The 22,263-nt window shown below is 68.7% G+C and carries 18 protein-coding genes; 8 read left to right on the top strand and 10 right to left on the bottom strand.

Annotation, left to right across the window (positions count from 1 at the left end; translation table 11 throughout):
* Positions 1-81 precede the first annotated feature (81 nt).
* The gene (locus J3P44_RS03500; protein ID WP_255888842.1) at positions 82-1,218 is read right to left on the bottom strand and encodes a GlxA family transcriptional regulator; all 1,137 of its coding nucleotides are present in this window, start codon (positions 1,216-1,218) and stop codon (positions 82-84) included.
* Here J3P44_RS03500 and J3P44_RS03505 point away from each other — a divergent pair.
* Entirely contained in the window at positions 1,171-2,133 is a 963-nt protein-coding gene (locus J3P44_RS03505; protein ID WP_255888843.1) for an NADP-dependent oxidoreductase, read from the top strand. The two genes, J3P44_RS03500 and J3P44_RS03505, sit on opposite strands and share 48 nt — an antisense overlap.
* A 292-nt stretch (positions 2,134-2,425) precedes the next feature.
* On the opposite strand, the gene J3P44_RS03510 is transcribed toward J3P44_RS03505, so the two are convergent.
* A complete protein-coding gene (locus tag J3P44_RS03510) occupies positions 2,426-2,992 on the bottom strand; it encodes a TetR/AcrR family transcriptional regulator (protein WP_255888844.1) in 567 nt (188 codons plus the stop codon).
* Positions 2,993-3,078: 86 nt separating this feature from the next.
* Here J3P44_RS03510 and J3P44_RS03515 point away from each other — a divergent pair, with 86 nt between their 5' ends.
* Positions 3,079-3,507 carry an organic hydroperoxide resistance protein gene (locus J3P44_RS03515; RefSeq protein WP_255888845.1) on the top strand — a complete coding sequence of 143 codons (429 nt, stop codon included), beginning with the start codon at positions 3,079-3,081 and terminating at the stop codon, positions 3,505-3,507.
* A gap of 232 nt (positions 3,508-3,739) precedes the next feature.
* Here the strand turns inward: J3P44_RS03515 and J3P44_RS03520 are convergent, their stop codons facing one another.
* From J3P44_RS03520 to ilvA, 4 genes are all read right to left on the bottom strand, one after another.
* The gene (locus J3P44_RS03520; protein WP_255888846.1) at positions 3,740-5,176 is read right to left on the bottom strand and encodes a non-reducing end alpha-L-arabinofuranosidase family hydrolase; all 1,437 of its coding nucleotides are present in this window, start codon (positions 5,174-5,176) and stop codon (positions 3,740-3,742) included.
* Between the two features lie 309 nt (positions 5,177-5,485).
* Positions 5,486-6,946 carry a non-reducing end alpha-L-arabinofuranosidase family hydrolase gene (locus tag J3P44_RS03525; RefSeq protein ID WP_255888847.1) on the bottom strand — a complete coding sequence of 487 codons (1,461 nt, stop codon included), beginning with the start codon at positions 6,944-6,946 and terminating at the stop codon, positions 5,486-5,488.
* A gap of 268 nt (positions 6,947-7,214) precedes the next feature.
* A complete protein-coding gene (locus J3P44_RS03530; protein ID WP_255888848.1) occupies positions 7,215-7,676 on the bottom strand; it encodes a PPOX class F420-dependent oxidoreductase in 462 nt (153 codons plus the stop codon).
* Positions 7,677-7,711: 35 nt separating this feature from the next.
* The gene (ilvA, locus tag J3P44_RS03535) at positions 7,712-8,956 is read right to left on the bottom strand and encodes a threonine ammonia-lyase IlvA (protein ID WP_255888849.1); all 1,245 of its coding nucleotides are present in this window, start codon (positions 8,954-8,956) and stop codon (positions 7,712-7,714) included.
* A gap of 171 nt (positions 8,957-9,127) precedes the next feature.
* On the opposite strand from ilvA, the gene J3P44_RS25385 reads away from it, so the two are divergent.
* The gene (locus J3P44_RS25385; protein ID WP_255888850.1) at positions 9,128-9,982 is read left to right on the top strand and encodes a helix-turn-helix transcriptional regulator; all 855 of its coding nucleotides are present in this window, start codon (positions 9,128-9,130) and stop codon (positions 9,980-9,982) included.
* Between the two features lie 10 nt (positions 9,983-9,992).
* Here the strand turns inward: J3P44_RS25385 and J3P44_RS03545 are convergent, their stop codons facing one another.
* From J3P44_RS03545 to J3P44_RS03555, 3 genes are all read right to left on the bottom strand, one after another.
* Entirely contained in the window at positions 9,993-11,603 is a 1,611-nt protein-coding gene (locus J3P44_RS03545; protein WP_255888851.1) for an AMP-binding protein, read from the bottom strand.
* A 38-nt stretch (positions 11,604-11,641) separates the two neighbouring features.
* Positions 11,642-12,970 carry an MFS transporter gene (locus tag J3P44_RS03550; protein WP_255888852.1) on the bottom strand — a complete coding sequence of 443 codons (1,329 nt, stop codon included), beginning with the start codon at positions 12,968-12,970 and terminating at the stop codon, positions 11,642-11,644.
* A 68-nt stretch (positions 12,971-13,038) separates the two neighbouring features.
* On the bottom strand, positions 13,039-14,682 hold the full coding sequence (locus J3P44_RS03555) for an ABC-F family ATP-binding cassette domain-containing protein (protein ID WP_255888853.1): 1,644 nt from the start codon (positions 14,680-14,682) through the stop codon (positions 13,039-13,041).
* Positions 14,683-14,759: 77 nt separating this feature from the next.
* On the opposite strand from J3P44_RS03555, the gene J3P44_RS03560 reads away from it, so the two are divergent.
* On the top strand, positions 14,760-15,548 hold the full coding sequence (locus J3P44_RS03560; protein WP_255888854.1) for a hypothetical protein: 789 nt from the start codon (positions 14,760-14,762) through the stop codon (positions 15,546-15,548).
* A gap of 7 nt (positions 15,549-15,555) precedes the next feature.
* Here J3P44_RS03560 and J3P44_RS03565 read toward each other — a convergent pair whose 3' ends face one another.
* Positions 15,556-17,787 (bottom strand): MMPL family transporter, encoded by a 2,232-nt coding sequence (locus tag J3P44_RS03565; protein ID WP_255888855.1) that lies wholly within the window; start codon positions 17,785-17,787, stop codon positions 15,556-15,558.
* Between the two features lie 142 nt (positions 17,788-17,929).
* Between J3P44_RS03565 and J3P44_RS03570 the strand changes: the two genes are divergently transcribed.
* From J3P44_RS03570 to J3P44_RS03585, 4 genes are all read left to right on the top strand, one after another.
* Positions 17,930-18,640 carry a TetR/AcrR family transcriptional regulator gene (locus J3P44_RS03570; protein ID WP_255888856.1) on the top strand — a complete coding sequence of 237 codons (711 nt, stop codon included), beginning with the start codon at positions 17,930-17,932 and terminating at the stop codon, positions 18,638-18,640.
* 166 nt (positions 18,641-18,806) lie between these two features.
* Entirely contained in the window at positions 18,807-19,838 is a 1,032-nt protein-coding gene (locus J3P44_RS03575) for a LacI family DNA-binding transcriptional regulator (protein WP_255888857.1), read from the top strand.
* Positions 19,839-19,938: 100 nt separating this feature from the next.
* Complete coding sequence (locus tag J3P44_RS03580) at positions 19,939-21,177, top strand: sugar ABC transporter substrate-binding protein (RefSeq protein ID WP_255888858.1); 1,239 nt, start codon at positions 19,939-19,941, stop codon at positions 21,175-21,177.
* A 216-nt stretch (positions 21,178-21,393) separates the two neighbouring features.
* Positions 21,394-22,263: a carbohydrate ABC transporter permease gene (locus J3P44_RS03585; protein WP_255888859.1), complete on the top strand. Its 870-nt coding sequence runs from the start codon at positions 21,394-21,396 to the stop codon at positions 22,261-22,263.

Consider the following 22,263-nt stretch of genomic DNA (forward strand, 5'->3'; position numbering starts at 1 on the left):
CGAGCCCGCGGCGAGGAGACCCGCAGCTTCCTCCCGCGAGACGGTTGGTGGCTTCGGGGCATGTCGCCGGGTTGGATCCGCTCACTGCAGGCTCGGTTGGGCGGATGACAGGGCGCCGCGGAAGGTGCGTCGGTAGGCGAGTGGGGAGACGCCGATGGCTGCTTGCAGGTGTTCGCGTAACGACGTTCCACCGGCGAAGCCGACGTGGCCGGCGATCTGGTCCACGGGTAGGTCGGTGGTTTCCAGGAGATGCCGTGCCCGCTCGACGCGCTGCTTGATCAGCCAGCGTCCCGGGCTCATGCCCACTTCCTCGGTGAAGCGGCGGGCGAACGTGCGAAGGCTCATGTGGGAGTGTCCGGCGAGGTCCGCGAGGGTCGTCGGCTCGTGGAGGTTCTCCAGCGCCCAGTGTCGGGCGGCGGCCGTTCCGCTGTCGGTGGTCTCGGGCACCGGGTGCTCGATGTACTGCGCCTGTCCTCCGTCGCGCCACGGGGGAATGACGCACATACGTGCCACGTGGTTGGCGACTTCGCTGCCGTGGTCCTTGCGGAGGAGGTGCAGGCAGATGTCGAGTCCTGATGCGGCGCCGGCCGAGGTCAGCACGTCTCCGTCGTCGATGAACAGGACATCGGGGTCGAGCGCCACACCCGGATACCACCTGCGGAAGATGTCCGCGACCGCCCAGTGCGTGGTGGCAGGCCGTCCATCCAGGAGACCGGCGGCGGCAAGGACGAAGGCGCCGGTGCAGATCGACACGAGGCGGGTCCCGGGAACAACAAAGGACAGCGCATCGAGCAAGGCCTGCGGCACTTCCCGCGTGAGTGCGGCGGGCATGAAGGAAGGGATGATGACCGTATCGGCTGTGGGGAGCACCTCCGGGCCGTGCTCGACGGTGATCGAGAAGTCGGAGTTGGTACGGACCGGCCGGCCGTCGATGCTGCACGTGAGCACTTCGTAGCGGCCGTCCGCTGCCCCGAAGACGCGGCTGGGTATCCCGAGCTCGAAGGGATAGACCCCGTCGATCGCGAGGACGACGATGCGGTGCGGACGTGCCATGGCGGGATCCCGTCGAAGTCGATAGTTCATGCCAGCATACGCCGTCTGGCCTGATCCCGTCGAAACGTGGCAATCATGCCATTGTCGGCGCAGGCGCGGGCGACGACGCTGGATGACATGACAACGACCACCACGACCATGCGCGCCATCCGCCAAGAGATCCACGGCTCTCCCGAGGTCCTCGAGGAGGTCGAAATTCTCCGGCCCTCTCCGGGCCTCAACGAGATCCTGATCGCCGTCCGCGCGGCCGGCGTCAATCCGACCGACTGGTGGAACCGCGCCCAGGCCATGACGGTCGACCGCCTGCCACTCGTCCTTGGCTGGGACGTCTCCGGAGTCGTCGAGGCGGTCGGCACCGGCGTCACCACTCTCAAGCCGGGCGACGAGGTCTTCGGCATGCTGCCCTACCCCCATGGTGTCGGTTCCCACGCGGAGTACGTGACGGCGCCCGCCCGCGCCTTCGCGCACAAGCCGGCCGGCATCGACCACGTCCAGGCGGGCGCCCTGCCCCTGGCCGCCCTGACCGCCTACCAGGCGCTGGTCGACACTGCCGACGTCCAGCCCGGGCAGCGGGTCCTCATCCACGCCGCAGCCGGCGGGGTCGGCCACCTCGCGGTCCAGATCGCCAAGGCCCGCGGCGCGTACGTCATCGGCACCGCCAGCGAAGCCAAGCACGACTTCCTGCGTTCACTGGGGGTCGACGAGGCGATCGACTACCAGACCGTCGACTTCACCGAGGCCGTCAAGGACATCGACGTGGTCCTTGACCCGATCTCGTCCGACACCGCCGGCCGCGCCCGCTCGCTCGCCGTGATGCGCCCGGGCGGCACGCTCGTCTCGATCATTCCGGTGCCCGTCGACCCGCAGGAGCTGGCCGACATCGCTGAGCGCGGCATCCGCTTCGAGGTCATGTTCGTCGAGGACGACCGTGCCGGCATGCAGGCCATCGCCGAGCTCGCCGAGTCCGGCGCCCTGCGCGCCCACATCGCGGCGACGTTTCCCCTCGCCGAGGCCGCGAAGGCCCACGCCCTGGGTGAGACCGGCCGCACGGTCGGCAAGATCGTGCTGACCGTGCCCTGACGTTGCCTCAGGGTCGTGGTGACCCCACCACGACCCTGGGCCGGGTCTCTCAGGCGCTGATCTACGAACACCGATGCCGGCACGGTCCCTCGACCGGAGCTCCTTCGAGGGAGCCGCTGACTTGCGTTGGAGCTCGGCGTCCGTGGTGACGCCGCCCGCACGTATCCACTGAGGGCGCAAGCCCGTCCCCTGGTGCGCCGGAGCCGTCTGACCCGTGCACTTGCGACCAAGAGATGTGCGTCGTGCAACAAGGTAGCTACGTGGTGCACGCACGAAGCTCTTGGCGCGGCCCTCAGCAGCCGATGACCGAACGGCCGGCGGCGGTCAGCGTCTCGGCCACGGCCTGTGGGGTGCGTCCGACATAGCCCGCGACCATCGCCCCGTCGCGCAGCATCATCAGCTGCTCGGCCTTGGCGCGTACATCGCCGACGCCGAGCTCCATCAGCAGCTCGACGAACTGCCCGACCAGCCAGTCGCGGTGGTCCACGACGACACGGTGGCCGGGGTGGTCAGGCTGGGACAGCTCCGCCGCGGCGTTGATGAACGGGCAACCGCGGAAGCCGGGAGCGCAGGCCAACGCGCCGATCCCTTCGGCGTACGCGCGCAGCACCGCGGCCGGATCGCCCGCGAGCTCGGCTCGCTTCTCGGTGAGCAGCTCCTCCGCGTACGCCACCTGCTGGGAGAGATAGGCGGTGATCAGGTCGTCCTTGGTGGGGAAGTGCCGGTAGAAGGTGACCTTCGAGACGCCCGCCTCGGCGATGAGTCGATCGGCGCTGACCGCGCGGATGCCCTCGGCGTAGTAGTGGCGCGTCGCCGCTTCGAGGATGCGGTCGCGCACGGGGGTCGCGGTGGTCGCCATCGTCACTCCTTCGGTTTGGCATCGTCCCACGACTGTGGTTGTCTATGTAGACGTACTAGTTAGTCTACCTCATTCAGGAGCGTCACATGCCCGAGCAGATCCTCTACACCGCCGTCGCCACCTCCACCGGCGACGCCCGCAACGGGCACGTCCGTTCCACCGACGGTCTGATCGACACCGATGTCCGGTTCCCGGTCGAGCTGGGTGGCGCGGGCGGCGCGACCAACCCCGAGCAGCTGTTCGCTGCCGGCTATGCGGCGTGCTTCCACTCGGCCCTCAAGTCGAGCAAGCAGCAGCACGGAGTCGACGTCAACGACTCCGCCGTCACCGCCGAGGTCGGCATCGGCCCGAATGGTCTGGGCGGGTTCGGCCTTGCGGTCACGCTCCGCGTCGAGATGTCCGGCGTCTCGCAGGAGGACGCCGAGAAGGCTGTGGCGGTGGCGCACGACTGGTGCCCCTACTCCAACGCGACTCGTGGCAATGTCGATGTCGTCCTGGAGGTCGAGGTCGCCTGACCCACCGCGCCCCCACCAGTGAGGCCCCACGTGGGCTGCGTACGAACGCGTCGCCCTCCTCGTGCTGTTGGCCACGCTGCCCGCGCGCGGGCTCGATTCTCCTTGGCGCGGTGACCACGGCTCGCACTGCCTGATCGACTGACTTTCTGGGGGGACGTGCAGCCGGCGCCCCACGAAAGAGAGGAACCCCAGCCGACGCGCGGCTGGGGTTCCTCGAGGCGGTGAGTATCGGTCAGCGTTGCAGGGTGAGCAGGCCCGGCCGGTACGGCAGCGACGTGTAGGGAGCGCCGTCCGAGGAGGGGTTCCTGCCCTGGTAGAGGAGCTGCAGGTTGCAGGGGTCGATGGTCATGGTCTGGTCGGGGTTCTCGCGGATCAGGTCACCGTGGCTGATGTCGTTGGTCCAGGTGGCACCGCTGTTCGCCTTGCCCGCGAAGGGGTTGCTCTCGGTGGCGGCCTGCGGGGTCCACGAGCCGTTCAGGCTGGAGGCCGTGAACGAGCGGAAGAAGCGCTGCTCGTTCACACCCCGAGCCTCGACGATCATGAGGTACTGGTTCTGCCCCTTGACCCTGTAGACCTCCGGCGCCTCGAACAGGTTCTTCTCCGTATCGCTCATGACCGTCGTGAAGGAGGAGCCGAAGCTGCTGGGGAAGTTCCCGATCGGCATGCTCGCCCGATAGATGCTGCCGTTGTCAGCGGCGAAGAACAGGTACATGTTCTGGTCGTCGGCGATCATGGTCGGGTCGATCGGGGCGTCCCTCCGGTTCGGATCGGGGTTCTGGGGGAGGGTGCCGGTGAACAGCGGCTGCTTGGCGGACCAGCCGTTGGGGTTGGTGGGGTCGCTGGACGTGCGGTAGTAGAGCGGCCACTGACTCCACTGGGACACCATCACCCAGACGTTCTTGGGCGCGAAGTAGAACACTTCGGGCGCCACCGCGGACTCGTTCATCGGGGTCTGGGTGGCTGCCCCCATGTCCGACCAGTTCGTGAAGGGGCTGAACACCGTCGAGCCCCAGTCCGTTCCGTTGGAGGTGGTCGCGTAGACCAGGTGCTTGCCGTTGTACGTGGTGGTGCTGAAGTCCTTCAGCGCGACCTGCCCGTTCGCCGGCTGCGCCAGCGGGCCGGTCGAGGTCCAGCGGTAGGTCGACGGCAGGGCGCAGGTGCCGCCCGTGCCGGCCAGGCCGGTCCACTTCTGGTTGGTGCCGCCGTGGCACGACCAGATCTGCACTCCGGTGCCGTTGGTCTTGCCCCAGCCCGCGGCCTCCAGGCACAGCCCGGACTGGACGCCGACGATGGTGCCGTCGGAGTTCACCCGCCATTGCTGGTTCGCGCCGCCGTGGCAGGTCCAGATGTGCACCGGGGAGCCGTTCGTGGTGGCGCCGCCCCGGACATCGAGGCACTTGTTGCCGTACACGGTGATCTGGTTGCTGTCCGTCAAGGTCCACTGCTGGTTGATGCCACCGTGGCAGTCCCAGATGTGCACGTTTGCGCCGTCGGTCTGGCTGAAGCTCGCCACGTCGAGACAGCGGCCGGAATCAACACCGCGCACGTCGCTGGTGGTGGCGGCCTGGGCCGGGTTGGCGACGAGCAGCGCCGCCAGGGCCACGAGGGCCGCAACCGCGGCGGTGAGCGCCGCAGGCAGAGCCCTGGCACCTGACTCTTGTTTGCGCATCTGGGGGTCTCCTTGATAAAGGGACGGAACTGACAGCGGTGGTGTTATCGCTAACATTTGGCACGTCACTGTGACGTGGCTCACATTGAACTGTCAATCACCTGCCGCGCGAACTTCCCATGGTCTCCCGGCAACGGCCGGCACGGAGGGTTCTGTTAGCGCTAACGCCCACAGCGCGCACCGCCCTCCTTGACATGGTCAGGCAAGCTTTGCGCGGCCGGCTCTCGCTGCTGATCCGGAGTGTCACGAGGCGAAGAGAAGAACCCCAGCCGACGCGCGGCTGGGGTTCCCCGAGGTGGAGAGCTCCGGTCAGCGCTGCAGGGTCAGCACACCCGGCCGATAGGGCAGCGTGCCGTACTCGCCGCCGTCAGTGCTGGGGTCGCGTCCCTGGTAGAGGAACTGCAGATTGCAGGGGTCAATGGTCTTGGTCTGGTCGGGGTTGGTGCGAAGCACATCGCCGTGGCTGATGTCCCTGGTCCAGGTCGCGCCGCTGTTGGCACTGCCGGCGAAGGGGTTGTTCACGGTGTCGGCCCCAGCCTGCGGTGTCCACGTGCCGTCGAGGCTGGTGGCCGTGAACGAGCGGAAGTAGCGACCGAACCCTGTGTAGTTCTGGGCCTCGACGATCATGAGGTACTGGTTCTGACCCTGGACCTTGTAGACCTCGACCGCCTCGAACAGGTTGAGCGCCGTGTCGCTCATGATCTTCGTGTACGACGAACCGAAGCTGTTCGGGAAGTTCCCGAGCGGCATGCTGGCCCGGTAGGTACCGCCTTCGCCGTCGACGAAGAACATGTACATGTTCGTGTCGTCGCCGATGAGGGTCACGTCGTACCCGCCCCGGGGTCTCCCGTCGTCCGTGGGGGGGAGGGTTCCGGTGAACAGCTCCTGCTGCGCGGACCAGCCGTTGGGGTTGGTGGGGTCGCTCGAGGTGCGGTAGGAGAAGGTGCCCTGCCCGCCCCCGTTGTAGGCGAGCACCCAGATGTTCTTCGGGGCGAAGTAGAACAGCGTCGGCGCGATGGCACCGAAGGGCATCGTGTGCTGGGTGGCGCCGGCCATGTCGGACCAGTTCGTGAAGGGGCTGAAGGACATCAGTCCCCAGTTGCCGTCGGGATAGGGGCGCGAGCCGTGCGTCGTGGCGTAGACGACCTTCTGGCCGTTGTGGACGACGGCGGTGAAGTCCTTGAGCGCTGCCCACCCCGCCTTCGGTTGTGCCAGGGGGCCGGTCGAGGTCCAGCGGTAGGTCGACGGCAGCGCACACCCGTTGCTCGTCCCGGCCAGGCCGGTCCACTTCTGGTTGGTGCCGCCGTGGCACGACCAGATCTGCACTCCGGTGCCGTTGGTCTTGCCCCAGCCCGCGGCCTCCAGGCACAGCCCGGACTGGACGCCGACGATGGTGCCGTCGGAGTTCACCCGCCATTGCTGGTTCGCGCCGCCGTGGCAGGTCCAGATGTGCACCGGGGAGCCGTTCGTGGTGGCGCCGCCCCGGACATCGAGGCACTTGTTGCCGTACACGGTGATCTGGTTGCTGTCCGTCAAGGTCCACTGCTGGTTGATGCCACCGTGGCAGTCCCAGATGTGCACGTTTGCGCCGTCGGTCTGGCTGAAGCTCGCCACGTCGAGACAGCGGCCGGAATCAACACCGCGCACGTCGCTGGTGGTGGCGGCCTGGGCCGGGTTGGCGACGAGCAGCGCCGCCAGGGCCACGAGGGCCGCAACCGCGGCGGTGAGCGCCGCAGGCAGAGCCCTGGCACCTGACTCTTGTTTGCGCATCTGGGGGTCTCCTTGATGAAGGGACGGAACTGACAGCGGTGGTGTTATCGCTAACATTTGGCACGTCACTGTGACGTGGCTCACATTGAAATGTCAATCACCTGCCGCGCGAACTTCTCGCTCGTTGTTGACCTCGCGGGTCCAGAACGCGCGCATCCAAGCGCGCCGACCACATCGTCGGGCTCAGACGACGCGAGGCGCCGAGGTCGTTGCCGTCGGCGGTTAGCGCTAACATTTCGATGCCACCAACGCGGCGGGCGCGCCTGTCTCAGGCGAGCCGTGCTGGAAAACCCCCAGTGGCGATCGGGCCCCAGTCCGTCGGGGTGACCCTGATCAGGGACTTGCCCTGGTCGAGCATCGCCTGCCGGTACTCGTCCCAGTCCGGGTGCTCTCCCGAGATGTTGCGGAAATACTCGACGAGTCCCTCCACGGCTTCCGGGACGTCGAGCACCTCGGCGCTGCCGTTGACCTGGACCCAGGGGCCGTCCCAGTCGTCCGACAGCACCAGGATGCTGACGCGGGGGTTGCGGCGCGCGTTGCGCGTCTTTGCCCGCTCCGGATAGGTCGACACCACCAGACGGCCCGCATCGTCCACACCGCCGGTCACCGGCGAGGCCTGGCTGGTTCCGTCGGCGCGCTGGGTGATGAGGACGAACCGGTGGCGGGGGCGTACGAAGCCAATGAGCCCTTCGCGATCAGTCCGGGTGTTCGTTGCGACCGTGCGTGGCATCGTCGTCCTCCTCGAGGCGTGGTGGGAAGTTCCGGCTATTGGACGAAGCGGAAAAGGGGGCTGGTGGGTTCGACCAGCTCGACGTGGAGGCGCGAGTGCGACATCCGCTGCATCAGGGGCGCGTAGTCGTCGCGGCGCTGGAGCTCGATTCCGACCAGTGCGGGGCCGGTCTCGCGGTTGGACCGCTTGACGTACTCGAACAGCGTGATGTCGTCGTCGGGCCCGAGGACATCGTCGAGGAAGCGTCTCAGAGCACCGGGCTCCTGCGGGAAGTCGACGAGGAAGTAGTGCTTGAGGCCCTCGTGGACGAGTGCGCGCTCGACCACCTCGGCATAGCGACTCACGTCGTTGTTGCCACCGGAGAGGACGCAGACGACGGTCGAACCCGGGCGCAGCCCGAGGTCCTGTCGCAGCGCCGCCGGAGCGAGGGCGCCCGCCGGCTCCGCGATGATCCCGTCGGTCTGGTAGAGATCGAGCATCTCGACGCAGACCAGACCTTCCGGGACGACCACCATGCGCGGTTCGTGCAGGCGCACTGCGTCGTACGTCGCGGTCCCGACCCGGCGCACGGCTGCGCCGTCGATGAAGCCGTCGATCTCCGGCAGCTCCACCGGCCCGCCATGGTCGAGCGCGGCTGCCATGGAGGCCGCACCCGCCGGTTCGGCGCCGACGATCGTGGTGTCTGGCGATCGCTCCCTGAGGTAGCTGAGAACCCCTGCGAGCAGACCGCCGCCGCCGACGGGTACGACGACCGCGTCCGGCGGCTCCGGCAACTGCGTCAGCACCTCCGCGGCGACCGTGCCCTGGCCCGCGATCGTCCGGAGGTCGTCGAAGGCAGGCACGGGCGTGGCGCCGGTCTCGAGGGCGTACGCCCGAGACAGCGCGGCCGCGTCGTCGTAGGTGTCGCCGTCGACGACGACCTCGACGAAGCTTCCGCCGAGCGTCGCGATCCGCTCGCGCTTCTGCCGCGGAGTGGTGCGGGGCAGGTGGATCCGTGCGTGGACGCCCGTCGTGGCGCACGCGAACGCCACGCCTTGAGCATGGTTGCCGGCGCTCGCACACGTGACGCCTGCCGCCCGTTCGGCTGCGGACAGCTGCGCCACCAGGTTGTAGGCGCCGCGGGCCTTGTAGGACCGGACGTCCTGCAGGTCCTCCCGCTTCAGCCAGATGTCAAGGCCGGTCAGGTCGGACAGGCGCGGAGAGCGGTGCAGGGGGGAGGCGCCGACGATTCCGTCGAGGCGGGCGGAGGCCTCGTCCACGTCCTGCGCGGTGACCGTCATGGAACAAGGGTGGCAGCACGGCCGTGCGCGAGAGTGCTTGACCACCATGCGGGTGCGGTCCGACGCCTGACGCCCTGCCCTCATGCAGCAGCGGCAACGCTTCGAGGCTTGAGGCGTTGCTCCGACGATGCCGCTATCGTGACGGCAATCTTGCGAGGCAGGTGAAGAATCGTGCAAGCAGCGCAGGCCGCGGCCGGCACCGAGACCGCCATGTCGCGCGCGCTGGCCTCGCTACGAGCCAGGGCCCGCATGGACATGGCGTTCGGAGCGAAGGTCGACTCCGACGGCAAGGCGATGACGATCCTGCAGATCAACGGCGGGCTGACCAGGTCGTTGTCCGGGTTGACCATCGCCAACGGCGCCGGCCTGGGCGGCCAGGCCCTGGCGTCGGGGCGACCGGCCCGGGTGCGCGACTACCTGGTGGCCCGCGGGATCACCCACCTCTACGACCACGCGGTCGAGCAGGAGCGGCTGCGTACGGTGGCGGCGCTGCCGGTCCGGGTCGGCAACGCTGTGAGATGCGTCGTCTACCTGGGCAACCGCAGCCCGCTGGACCTCGGCGACCGATGGCTGGATGCGTTGGGTCCGCTGCTCGGCGAGCTCGGGCGCGAGCTGGCCGTGCAGGACGAGGTGCACCGACGGCTACGCCAGCTCGATGCGCCAGGTCGCGGCGAGTCGCCGGGCCTGAGCGCCGCAGAGCTCCGAGAGATCGCCTCGGAGCTGGCCGCACTCGCGGGGGAGGCCGTGGACGAAGCGCTGAGGTCGCGGCTGCACGCCCTGCACCGTCGAATCGCACAGGCACCGATGATGCCGGCGCAGCAGCGGCCAGCGGTCTCGTTGACCGCACGGGAGACCGAGGTGCTGGAGCAAGTCGCCTCTGGGTGCAGCAACGCCGAGGCGGCTGAGCGGCTCGGCCTGCTACCGAACACCGTGAAGTCCTATCTCAAGTCGGCCATGCGCAAGCTCGGCGTCAACAACCGGGTGCAGGCGATCGTCGCGGCCCGTGAGGCCGGACTCATCCGCTGACTGGGAAGACTCACGACAGGCCGAGCTCTCTGGCCGACTGCTCGCGCATCTCGACCTTGCGGACCTTGCCGGTCACCGTCATCGGGAACTCCTCGACGACCATGACGTAGCGCGGGACCTTGTAGTGCGCGAGCTTTCCGGTCGCGAACTCGCGCACGGCTTCGGCGTCGAGCGGCTCGGCGCCGCTGCGCATCCTGATCCAGGCGCACAGCTCCTCGCCGTACTTCTCGTCGGGGACACCGATCACCTGGACGTCCTCGACGTCGGGATGGGTGTAGAGGAACTCCTCGACCTCCCGCGGGTAGATGTTCTCGCCGCCGCGGATCACCATGTCCTTGATGCGGCCGACGATGGTGCAGTAGCCGTCCTCGCGCATCACCGCGAGGTCGCCAGTGTGCATCCACCCGTCGGAGTCGATCGCCTCCGCGGTCTTCTCCGGGTCCTCCCAGTAGCCCAGCATCACGCTGTAGCCGCGGGTGCAGAGCTCACCCGGGGTATCCCGGGGGACGGTCTCTCCGCTGACGGGGTCCACGATCTTGATCTCCACGTGCGGATGCACCCGCCCGATCGTGCTGGTGCGTCTCTCGAGGTCATCGTCGGACCGGGTCTGGCACGAGACGGGCGACGTCTCGGTCATGCCGTAGGCGATCGACACCTCGGACATGTGCATCTCGTCGATGCAGCGCTTCATCACCTCCACCGGGCAGACCGATCCGGCCATGATCCCGGTGCGGAGGGTGCTGAGGTCGTACGACGCGAAGTCAGGGTGGCTCTGCATCGCGATGAACATCGTCGGCACGCCGTAGACCGCCGTGCACATCTCGTCCTGGACCGTCTGCAACGTCACGCCGGGCTCGAACCCCGGACCCGGGATCACCATCGCTGCCCCATGGGTCGTGCAGCCGATGTTCGCCATCACCATGCCGAAGCAGTGGTAGAAGGGCACCGGGATGCAGAGCCGGTCCTGCTCGGTGAGGTGGATCGTCTCGGTGGTGAAGTAGCCGTTGTTGAGGATGTTGCGGTGACTGAGGGTCGCGCCCTTGGGAAAGCCGGTCGTCCCGCTCGTGTACTGGATGTTGATCGGATCGTCGGGATCGAGCTCGTCGACCGCGTAGTCGGCGAGCCGCTCACCGCGGCCGCTCTCCAGGAGTGCGTCCCACTCCGGGTCGTCGAGGAAGACCACCCGCTCCAGGACGGGGCAGTCGTCGCTGACCTCGGCGACCATGGCGCGGTAGTCGCTCGTCTTGAACACCGGGGCGGAGATCAGCAGCCGCACTCCGGCCTGGGTGAGGGCGTACGTCAGCTCGTGGGTCCGGTAGGCCGGGTTGACGTTGACCAGGATGGCCCCGATCTTCGCGGCGGCGTACTGCACCATCGTCCACTCGGCCCGGTTCGGAGCCCAGATCCCGACGCGGTCTCCCTTGCCGATGCCGACCTTGCGGAGTCCGACCGCGAGGGTGTCCAACTCACGGTCGAGCTCGGCGTACGTCCAGCGCCGGCCGGTGGCGACCTCGACGAGCGCCTCCCGGTCGCCGTACCGTGCGACGGTCCGCTCGAAGTTGGCGCCGATGGTCTCCTCGAGCAGAGGAGTGGCGGTCTCGCCGGCGTCGTACGACTCCATGATCAGTCCTCTCTCCGTCTGGGGTGCTTCGACCAGACTCACGCGTTTGCCGGGTCCGTCGTCAGCGGGACGGGCGACTCGTACGTGACGTCGAGCGCGCGGTCCTTGGTCTCCGTCATCATGAGCAGGCACACGGCGCTGATGACGGCGTTGACGGTGAGGAAGTAGCCGATGCCCTCGGGACCCCACTTCGCGATGAGGTCGTCTCCGATGACGAGCGGCAGTGCGCCGCCGAGCACACCGGCGAGGTTGTAGGCCAGGCCGGCGCCGGTGTAGCGGTAGCGGGCCTGGAACTGCTCGGGAAGGTACGCCGCCATCGGGCCGTAGCTGACGCCGAGCACGACCAGCAGCAGGCACATCGCGAGCACGTAGCGGCCGTAAGAGCCCGGCTCCATCGTTGCGAAGGCGATTGGGCCGGCTGCGAGCGCGACCACCATGCCGGTCATCAGCACGGCCTTGCGGCCGATCACGTCTGAGAGGATCGCGGAGCCGATGACCGCGACCGACATGACCGCGCCGGCGATGATCAGGGCGAAGAGGATCTGGTTGAAGGTCAGGCCCACGACCTGGATGCCGTAGCCGGGGAGGAACGCCACACCGGTGTAGAAGGCGGCGAAGACCGTCGACATGATGCCAGCGCCAAGCAGGATCTGGCGCCACTGGTCGCGGATGCAGTCGCCGAAGGGCAGGCGCACCTCGGCCTTCTGCTCCTTGATCTTCGCGAACGACGGGGTCTCGGCGATCTTGATCCGCACCCACATGCCGACGGCGACAAGGACCAGGCTCACCAGGAAGGGCAGCCGCCAGGCCCACGAGACGAAGGCGTCCTGGCCGAAGGTGTTGAGGAAGAGCAGCATGACGCCGGCGGCGAGGATCAGGCCGACGCTCGGCCCGAGCTGGGGGAACATCGCGTAGGCGCCGCGCTTCTTCGCCCCGGCGTGCTCCGTCGTGAGCAGTGCGGCACCAGCCCACTCGCCACCGAGCGCGAAGCCTTGGAGGGCACGGAGGGTGACCAGCAGGGCGACCGCGACGACGCCGATCGAGGTGGCGCTGGGCAGCAGGCCGATCGCAAAGGTCGACAGGCCCATGATCAGCAGCGTGGTCACCAGGGTCACCTTGCGCCCGATCCGGTCACCGAAGTGGCCGAAGACGATCGCGCCGAGCGGACGGAAGACGAACGCGACGCCGAAGGTTGCGATCGAGGCCCAGGTGCCCTCGGCCCCGCCGTACTCGGGGAAGAAGACGGCGTTGAAGACCAGCCCTGCGGCGAGGCCGTAGATCAGGAAGTCATAGAACTCGATGGTGGTGCCTGCCAGGGAGGCAGTGGCGACGCGCGCCATGGAGGTGTTGCTCGTGGGAGTGCTCATGCCGAGGAGTGTGTGGGCGGTCACACGACCCAGATACCCCAGAAAGTGGGTGCTGCCTGTCAACGACGTCAGAGGTGGCGTACGACGACGCGGCCGGCGTCGACCTCCCACCGTTGATCCAGTCGGACGTTCTCCAGCAGGCGGCGATCATGCGAGACCAGCAGCAGCGCCCCGCCGTACGACGCCAGTGCCTGCTCGAGCTGCTCGATGGCCGGCAGATCCAGGTGGTTGGTCGGCTCGTCGAGGACGAGCAGGTTCACGCCGCGCGCCTGGAGCAGCGCCATGGCCGCGCGGGTCCGCTCGCCGGGGGAGAGGCGACCGACCTGGCTGGTGACCTGGTCGGCCTTGAGGCCGAACTTCGCGAGCAGGGTGCGCACCTCTGCCTGCGTCAGCTCCGGCACGACGGCCTCGAAGGCGGCGCCGAGCGGCAGGTCGTCGGCCAGGCCGGTGCGGGCCTGGTCGATCACGCCGATGGCGACGGAGGCACCCAGGGAGGCGGTGCCGGTGTCCGGGGTGGTGCGCCCGAGCAGCAGTCGCAGGAGCGTGGTCTTGCCGGCCCCGTTGGGACCGGTGATGCCGATCCGGTCGCCGGCACTGACCTGCACGGAGACGGGACCGAGGCGGAACTCGCCGAGCCTCCGGGTCGCGTCGTTGAGGGTGGCCACGACCTCGCTCGAGCGCGGTGCGGCGGCGATGTCGAACTGCAGGACCCACTCCTTGCGCGGCTCCTCGACCTCGTCGAGTCGCGCGATCCGCGACTCCATCTGGCGGACCTTCTGCGCCTGCTTCTCGGACGACTCGGTGGCCGCCCGGCGCCGGATCTTGTCGTTGTCGGGGCTCTTGCGCATCGCGTTGCGCACGCCCTGGGAGCTCCATTCCCGCTGGGTGCGCGCGCGCTGGACGAGGTCGGCGCGGGTGTCGGCGTACTGCTCATATGCCTCCCGGGCGTGGCGCCGCGCCACGGCGCGCTCCTCGAGGAACGCGTCGTAGCCGCCGTCGTAGACGGTGACCTTGCCCTGAGCGAGGTCGAGCTCGACGATCCGGGTGACACAGCGCGCAAGGAACTCCCGGTCGTGCGACACCAGGACGACGCCGCCGCGCAGGCCCTGCACGAACGCCTCCAGCCGCGCCAGCCCGTCGAGGTCGAGGTCGTTGGTGGGTTCGTCGAGCAGCACGACGTCGAAGCGGCTGAGCAGCAGAGCGGCCAGCGCCACCCGCGCGGCCTGGCCGCCGGACAGCGCGGTCATCTGCGCGTCGGGGCCGACGGCGATGCCCAGGTCAGCCAGCCCCGGCGCGATCCGGTCCTCGAGGTCAGCCGCCCCGCTCGCCAGCCACCGGTCGAACGCGACCGCGTAGGCGTCGTCCGCCCCGGGCTCGCCCGAGCCGAGCGCGCCGGCCGCGGCCTCCATCGCCGCGGTCGCCTCGGCTGCGCCAGTACGTCGCGCGAGGTAGTGGGCGACCGTCTCCCCGGGCACCCGCTCGTGCTCCTGCGGCAGCCACCCGACGAACGCGTCCCGCGGCGCGCACTCGACGGAGCCGGACACCGGCTGCACCACCCCGCCGAGCAGTGACAGGAGCGTGGACTTGCCTGCCCCGTTGGCGCCGACGACGCCGACCACGTCACCAGGCGCGACCGTGAGGTCGAGCTCCTCGAAGAGGACCCGGTGACCGTGCCCGCCGGACAGGTTCTTCGCGACGAGGGTGGCGTTCACGCGGTGGAGCCTAGCCACGCCCGGGCGGCTCGTCGGTGGCACGGGCTCGGCTTCCTCGCCGGACGTAGGCTCTCGACATGGAGCTGATCCTGCTCGTGCTGGTGCTGGCGGTGCTGGGAGCCGTCGCGCTGGCCGCGTCCCGCCGCAACAAGCACCACGAGCTGGCCCGGCGGGAGGCCGACATCGCTCCGGTGCGGAAGCTGGCCTTCGAGGACGTCACCGCCTTCGGCGAGGACCTCCAGCAGCTCGACGCGGAGGTGAGCGGCCGTGAGCTCGACGCCGGTGCCAGCTCCGACTACCAACGAGCGCTCGATGCCTACGAGTCGGCCAAGGTCGCCGGTGACTCGATCAACCGGCCCGAGGACATCCGGCACATCACGGCGATCGTCGAGGATGGTCGCTACGCCATCGCGTGCGTGCGCGCCCGCGTCGCGGGAGAGCCGTTGCCGACTCGGCGGCCGCCGTGCTTCTTCGATCCCCGTCACGGGCCCTCGGTGGCCGACGTCCCCTACGTCCCACCGGACGGCGTGGAGCGGGACGTACCTGCCTGCGCGCTCGATGTCGAGCGCGTTCGCGCCGGCGCCGAGCCTGACGTGCGCAAGGTGATGGTGGGAGCGCAGCGGGTCCCCTACTGGCAGGGCGGCCGCGCCTACGAGCCGTACGCGATGGGCTACTTCGGTGCCTTCGGCCCCATGACCTGGATGTTCATGGGAGGCATGATGTTCAGCGACTTCGGCGGTGGCTACGACGGCGGCGGCGACAGTGGGGGCGACAGCGGCGACGGCGGAGGCGACGGCGGGGGCTTCGACGGCGGCGGAGGCGACGGCGGGGGCTTCGACGGCGGCGGCTTCGACATGGGCTTCTGAGTCGGCCTCACACGGCCCTCGCCGGCAGGTGGTCCTCCGGGTGCCCCTCGACGTGCAGCTCGGGCAGGACCCGGCCGAGCGAAGCGGGCATCCACCAGTTGGCCCGTCCGAGCAGGTGCATCACAGCCGGGACCAGCAGCAGGCGGACGACCGTCGCGTCGATGAAGATCGCCGCAGCCATGCCCACGCCGATCACCTTGAGCACCACGTCGGGTGAGGGCACGAACGCCGCGAACACCGCGACCATGATCGCTGCCGCAGCGGTGATCACCCGGCCGGTGCCGGCCAGGCCGCCGAGGATGGCCTGCTCGTTGTTGCGCGTGCGCAGCCACACCTCCCGCATCCGGGCGACGAGGAAGACCTCGTAGTCCATCGACAACCCGAAGAGCACTGCGAACATCAGGACCGGCACGAACGCCGGCAGCGGGGTCGGCGTGTCGATCCCGATCAGCTGGCCGGCCCAGCCGCCCTGGAGGACGAGCGCCACGACGCCGTACGCCGCAGCCACGGAGAGCAGGTTCATCACGGCCGCCTTCACTGCCACCGCGATCGAGCGGAACGACGCCACCAGGAGCAGCATCGAGAGCAGCACCACGCCACCGATCAGCAACGGGAGTCGCTTGGCGATGTTGTCGGAGCTGTCGATCGAGGTGGCGGTGACGCCGCCGACATGGACGGTCACGCCCGTGCCGTCAGTGGCACGGGGGAGGACGTCGTCGCGCAACGTGTTGACCAGGTCGACGGTCTCGGCGTCCTGGGGGCCCGTCGTCGGGACGACGGTGACCACCGCGGTGTCACCCTCGGGGTTGAGTGTCGGCGGCGCGACGGCGGCCACTCCGCTGGTCTCGGCGACGGCGGCCGAGATCTGGTCGAGGGCACCGGCCGACGTACCGTCCGGCACCTCGGCCACCAGGAGCAGGGGGCCGTTCATGCCGGCGCCGAAGCCGTCGGCCAGCGTGTCGTAGGCCTGTCGGCTGCTCGTCTCCTCGCGGTTGTTGCCGGCGTCGGGGAACCCGAAGCGGACGTCGAGGAACGGCAGCGCGAGCGCCAGCAGGATGGCGACCCCGACCACCGCGGCCACGATGCGGTGGCGCTCGACGACGCGGCTCCAGCCCAGCCAGGCCGCCGAGGGCTCGACGTGGCCGCCTTCGGCGACGACGACGGTGTGTCCGCGCCCGACAGGCAGGCGGAGCCGGTCGACGTGCTTGCCGAGGTAGCCCAGCAGGGCGGGGAAGAGCGTCACGCTGGCGAGCATCACGATCAGCACGCCGAGGATCGTCACCACGGCCGCGCCGCGCATGAACGACAGGCCCATCGCGAACAGGCCGAGCATGCTGATCACCACCGTGGTGCCTGCGACCATCACCGAGCGGCCGGCGGTGTCGAGGGTGGCCACAGTCGCGGCCTCGGTGTCGAGACCTGCGGCCCGCCACTCGCGGAAGCGAGTGACCATGAGCAGCGCGTAGTCGATGCCGATGCCGATGCCCATCATCGTGGCGAGCGAGGTCGACCAGTCGGGCGCGTCGACGAAGGAGATGACGACGGTGGTCAGGGTGCTGCTCACCGCGAGCCCGGCGACTGCCATGACGATGGGGAGTCCGGCCGCGACGAGCGAGCCGAACATGATCAGCAGGATGATCGCCGCTGCGGCCAGCCCGAGGCCCTCGGAGCCGATCTCACCCTGCTCGGCCTGCACGATGGTCTGTCCGCCCAGGCCGACCTGGAAGCCGTCGCTCGAGGCGTCGTCGGCGATCTCGAGCATCTGCTCGCTGTCCTCGCGCGGCATGTCGACGGGGTTCTCCACGTCGAGGCGCACGTGTGCCAGCGCCGTCGTACCGTCCTGGCTGATGCCGGCCGGGTCCTGGAAGGGGTCGGAGACCGCCTCGACGTGCGCGACTGAGCCGAGGTCTGCGAGCAGGTCCTCGATCGCCTGCTGCTGGTCCTGGACGCCGCCGTCGGCACGTACGACGACATCGACGGTGTCGCCCGCCTGGGACGGGAACCGGTCCTCGAGGAGGGTCTGCGCCTCCTTGGAGTCGGAGCCGGGGGCGGAGTAGTCGGCCTTGAAGTCACCGCCCATCGTCATCGAGAGCAGCACGGCGATCACCAGGGCGGCCAGCCAGGCGAGCACGGTCCGTCCGCGCCGGCGGAAGGTGACTCGGGCGAGCCTGCCGAGCGGGCCGACCCGCGGGGACGAGGTAAGGGAGTCGAGCGGGCGCCCGGGCGACAAGATGGTCATCGGTGATGCTCCTTCGAAAGCGTGATGATGCATAACGAACACTATGCGTGATCACTTGTCAAGCCTTGTTACCTATGTGAAGATACATAACGAATTCCGAGCCTGCCTGCCTGTCTAGACCCTCTCGGGGGAGGAGACCACCGTGACCGTCACCCTCACTCGCCGCGAGCGCCAGCGCGCCGCCACTGTCGAGGAGATCAAGGAGGTGGCGCGCCGGTTGATGCGCGAGCAGGGCACCGTCGACGTCCGGTTCACCGACATCGCCAAGGAGATGGGGATGACCCCGCCGGCGCTGTACCGCTACTTCGCCGACCGGGACGCGCTGCTGACCGAGCTGATCGCCGAGGCCTACCGCGAGCTGGGTCGCCAGGTCGCCGAGGCCCGCGAGCAGTGCGACCCCGACGACATCGGGGGTCGCTGGATCGCGGCCGGGACGGCCTACCGCAACTGGGCGCGACGCGAGTCCGAGCAGTTCGCCCTGATCCTCGGGATGCCGGTGCCCGGCTACGTCGCCCCGGAGGACGGGCCCACCACCGACGCCGCCAAGGACGCGATGGCCCAGATGTCGCTGCTGTTCGTCCGCGCGGCAGAGCTGGGCGTGCTCGGTGAGCCGCTCGTCCGCGACGTCTCCGACGAGATGGCCGCCTGTGCCGCTGACAAGCACCCCGAGCTCGGCGGACTGGTGCCCCCCGAGAGCTTCCAGGCGATGATCCAGGCCTGGGCCACCCTTCACGGCATCACCTGCCTGGACGCCTACGGCCAGTTCGACTGGATGTCGGACGAGGCCCGCGAGGCGTTGTTCGTGAGCACGCTGCGCACCGCCGCCATGGCGGCAGGCATCCCGGCCGACTGACCCGGCGCTCCTGACAGTCCCGCGGCCATGTCGCAGCGTTCCTTCACCGCCAGGTGCGTGTCGGTCGGTACGTTGTGGTGCGGGCGCGCAACGCACGTCACCGGGGGATCGTCTACTCTCCGAGCATGAGAATAGTCGAACCGATTCGACAAGTGGGAGACCCGAAATGGTGAACATCGGCGACGTCGCCCGGGCAGCCGGAGTGTCCCGAAGCACCGCCTCCTATGCGTTGTCCGGCAAGCGAGCCATCTCGGAGGAGGTTCGGCAGCGGGTCGAGGATGCCGTTCGAGACCTCGGCTACACGCCCAATGCCGGGGCTCGCGCGCTGGCGACGTCACAGACGAGGGTGATCGGTCTGCTTGCCCAGTTCCTCCCTGACGAGTTCGCCCCCGCGATGTTGCAATACATCATGGGTGTCTCCAACACGGCTCGTGAGCTCGGCTACGACACCCTCCTCGTCTCGGACGAAGACCACGAGCGTGCGCTCACGCGGATCACCAGGTCCCGCATGGTCGACGGCGTGGTCCTTCTCAACGTCGCGGAGAACGACGACCGCCTGCCCATCCTTCGCGCCGGGACGCATCCGGCCGTCCTGGTCGGTGTGCCCGCCGACTGCACCGGCGTGGATGTGTTCGACCTCGACTTCGAGGAAGCGGGCCGGTTGATGGTGGACCACCTCCATCGACTCGGTCACCGGGAGATCATCCTGATCTCCCCGCCAGAGCACGTGGTTGAGCGTGGAGGTGCCTATGTCTGGCGCCTGCGCAACGCCGCCGTCGAGCACGCCCGACTGCGGGGCATCACGTTCCATGCGGTGTCCGGTCCCGCGCGCCAGCCTGAGATCGGGCGGGAGGTCGCAGCGCTTTTGGATGCGCACCCTGATGCGACCGGGCTGCTCCTCAACAACGAGGCTGCGGTGGCCGCGCTGCCGACCGTGCTCCACGAGCGCGGCCTTCGTTCACCAGCGAACCTGTCCGTCCTGGGTCGCTACTCCGACGAGTTCGCGCGCACGTTCTCGCTCCCGTTCTCCTTCGTGGAGAGCGCGCCGGACCGCCTCGGACGGATGGCTGTGCGCCAGCTGGTTCGACGTATCGAGAACCCCTCAGCGGCCCAGGAGCCGCACGTCATCCGGTTCATCTCACCCGAGATCGTGGACCGCGGCAGCACGGCGGCACCGCACCGCGGCCCGGTTCGCTGACTCCCGTCTGATTCGACGGAACTCCTTGACAAGGTCGGCCCGGGGGGCGAGGGTATGACGCACGTCACTGTCGAACCGGTTCGACAGTAAGGAGGAAAAGATGAACAGCAGACGCCGTTGGGCGATCGCCGCCGGTGCCGTCGTCGCGGTTGCCAGTCTTGCTGCCTGTGGCGGCGGAGACAACGGGGCGGAAGAGGCCCTGACCACCGTCACGTTCTGGGATCCCTATCCGCAGCACGACGAGAACTCGGACTGGGCCACCTACGTCGAGGCGTGCGCTCCCGAGGGCATGTCCCTCGAGCGCACGAGCATCCCGAACGGCGACATCCTCAACGAGCTCACCACCGCCGTGAAGGAGGACACCGCGCCGAGTGTCGTCCTCCTCGACAATCCGGCGGTGCCCGACGCCGCTGTCTCGGGCCTGCTCGCCCCCGCGGAGGACGCGGGCATCGAGACCGAGGGTCCGGACGAGAACCTCGCTGGGCCCGGCACGATCGACGGCACGACCTACGGGGTCCCGATCGGCGCCAACACCCTCGGCCTCTACTACAACGAGACCATCCTCGAGGACGCGGGCGTGGACCCGGCCGGCATCACCTCGTGGGACAGCCTCAACGCGGCTCTGCAGAAGGTGACCGGCGCGGGCCACCAAGGCATCACCTTGGCCGGGATCTCCGGTGAAGAGGGGACTTTCCAGTTCCTGCCGTGGTTCTGGGGCGCCGGCGCGGACCTGAGCGATCCGGGCTCCGACGCCGCTGTCGAGGCCGGCCAGCTCCTGTCGGACTGGATCGGTGCGGGGTACGCACCCAAGTCTGCGATCACTGACAACCAGTCGGCGTCCTGGGACCTGTTCCTGACAGGTGAGTACGCCTTCGCCGAGAACGGCTCGTGGTTCGCCCAGGCTGCCTCCGAGCTCGAGTTCGGGGCGAAGATGATGCCGATCCCGGCCAAGGACGGTGGTGCTGCGCCGGTGCCGACCGGCGGCGAGTTCGCGGTCGCGCCGACTCACAAGGACAACGCCTCGGCCCACTACGCGGCCGCCAACGAGGTGATCGACTGCCTCGTCGGTGCGGGCAACCAGGTCACGACCGATGACATGCTCGGCTACTTCGCGGCCAACGGCGAGGAGCGTCAGCAGCAGATCGACGCGGATCCGATCTGGGAGCCGTGGGCCGACGCCATTACCAGTGCCGAGGGTCGCACGACCGACCTGGGGCCCGACTACACGGCCGCGTCTGGCGCGATCTCCGAGGCCGAGCAGGCTGCGCTCAACGCCGCTGGCGACGAGAAGGCGGTCAGAGCTGCGTTCGAGGAGGCTGCGCAGCAAGTCGCGCAGTAGCGAGCTGGGTGGTGGCGGTCCGCCACTGGCCGCCACCACCCACACCCCGCACCACAACGAGTTCGAGCCGGGAGGTAGCACGTGAGGAACCTGACGGAGCGTAGGCCGACCACCGGGGTCGCCGTTGACCAGCACGACCCGGTGTGGACGGAAGAAGCGGTGGCCGCAGGGAAGCCAGCGAGAAGCGCTCGTCGCACCCGACGATCCCGCTCAGAGATGCTGGCTGGCATCGGATTCATCGCTCCTCTGCTGGCGTACCTGGTGATCTTCTACGCGTATCCCCTGTACGAGAACGTGTCGATGAGTCTTCACCGCTTCACGAGGGCGACGTACGTGACCGGCGAGGCGCCGTACGCCGGCGGAGACATCTACCGAGAGGTGATCTCGTCGGCGCAGTTCTGGCCGACGGTCCTCCAGACCGCGACCTTCGTCGTGGTGTCCTTGGTCTTCCAGTACTCGATCGGCCTCGGGCTGGCGGTGTTCTTCCAGCGGCACTTTCCGCTGTCCGTGGTCATGCGGGGGTTGTTCCTGGTTCCGTGGCTGCTTCCGATCATCGTGTCGGCCACGACCTGGCAGTGGATGATGGACGCCGACTCCGGGATCATCAACCGGCTGATCGGAGTTGTCGGCAGCGACCCGGTCTGGTGGTTGAACAGCGACAACTCGCTGTGGGCGGTCATCATCGCCAACATCTGGCTCGGCATCCCGTTCAACCTCGTCATCCTGTACTCCGGGCTGCAGGGCGTCCCAGTCGAGCTCTACGAGGCTGCCGCGATCGACGGGGCGGGGCGGGGGCGCCAGTTCTGGCACATCACGCTCCCCTTGCTCAAGCCGGTCACGGCGGTCACCCTGCTGCTGGGCTTCGTCTACACCCTCAAGGTCGTCGACATCATCTGGATCATGACGACCGGTACGGGGTCGTCGCAGACGCTCGCGACCTGGGCGTACTCGATGGCGTTCGGCAAGGGCGCCTCCGCGGTGATCAAGTACTCCGAGGCATCGGTGATCGGTTCGATCCTCCTGCTGGTGGCGCTGGTCATGGGCTTCGTCCACCTCTTCGTCCAGCGCCGACAGGAGGCGGTCTGA

It is taken from the genome of Nocardioides astragali (assembly GCF_024436375.1).
Classification (GTDB): Bacteria; Actinomycetota; Actinomycetes; order Propionibacteriales; family Nocardioidaceae; genus Nocardioides; species Nocardioides astragali.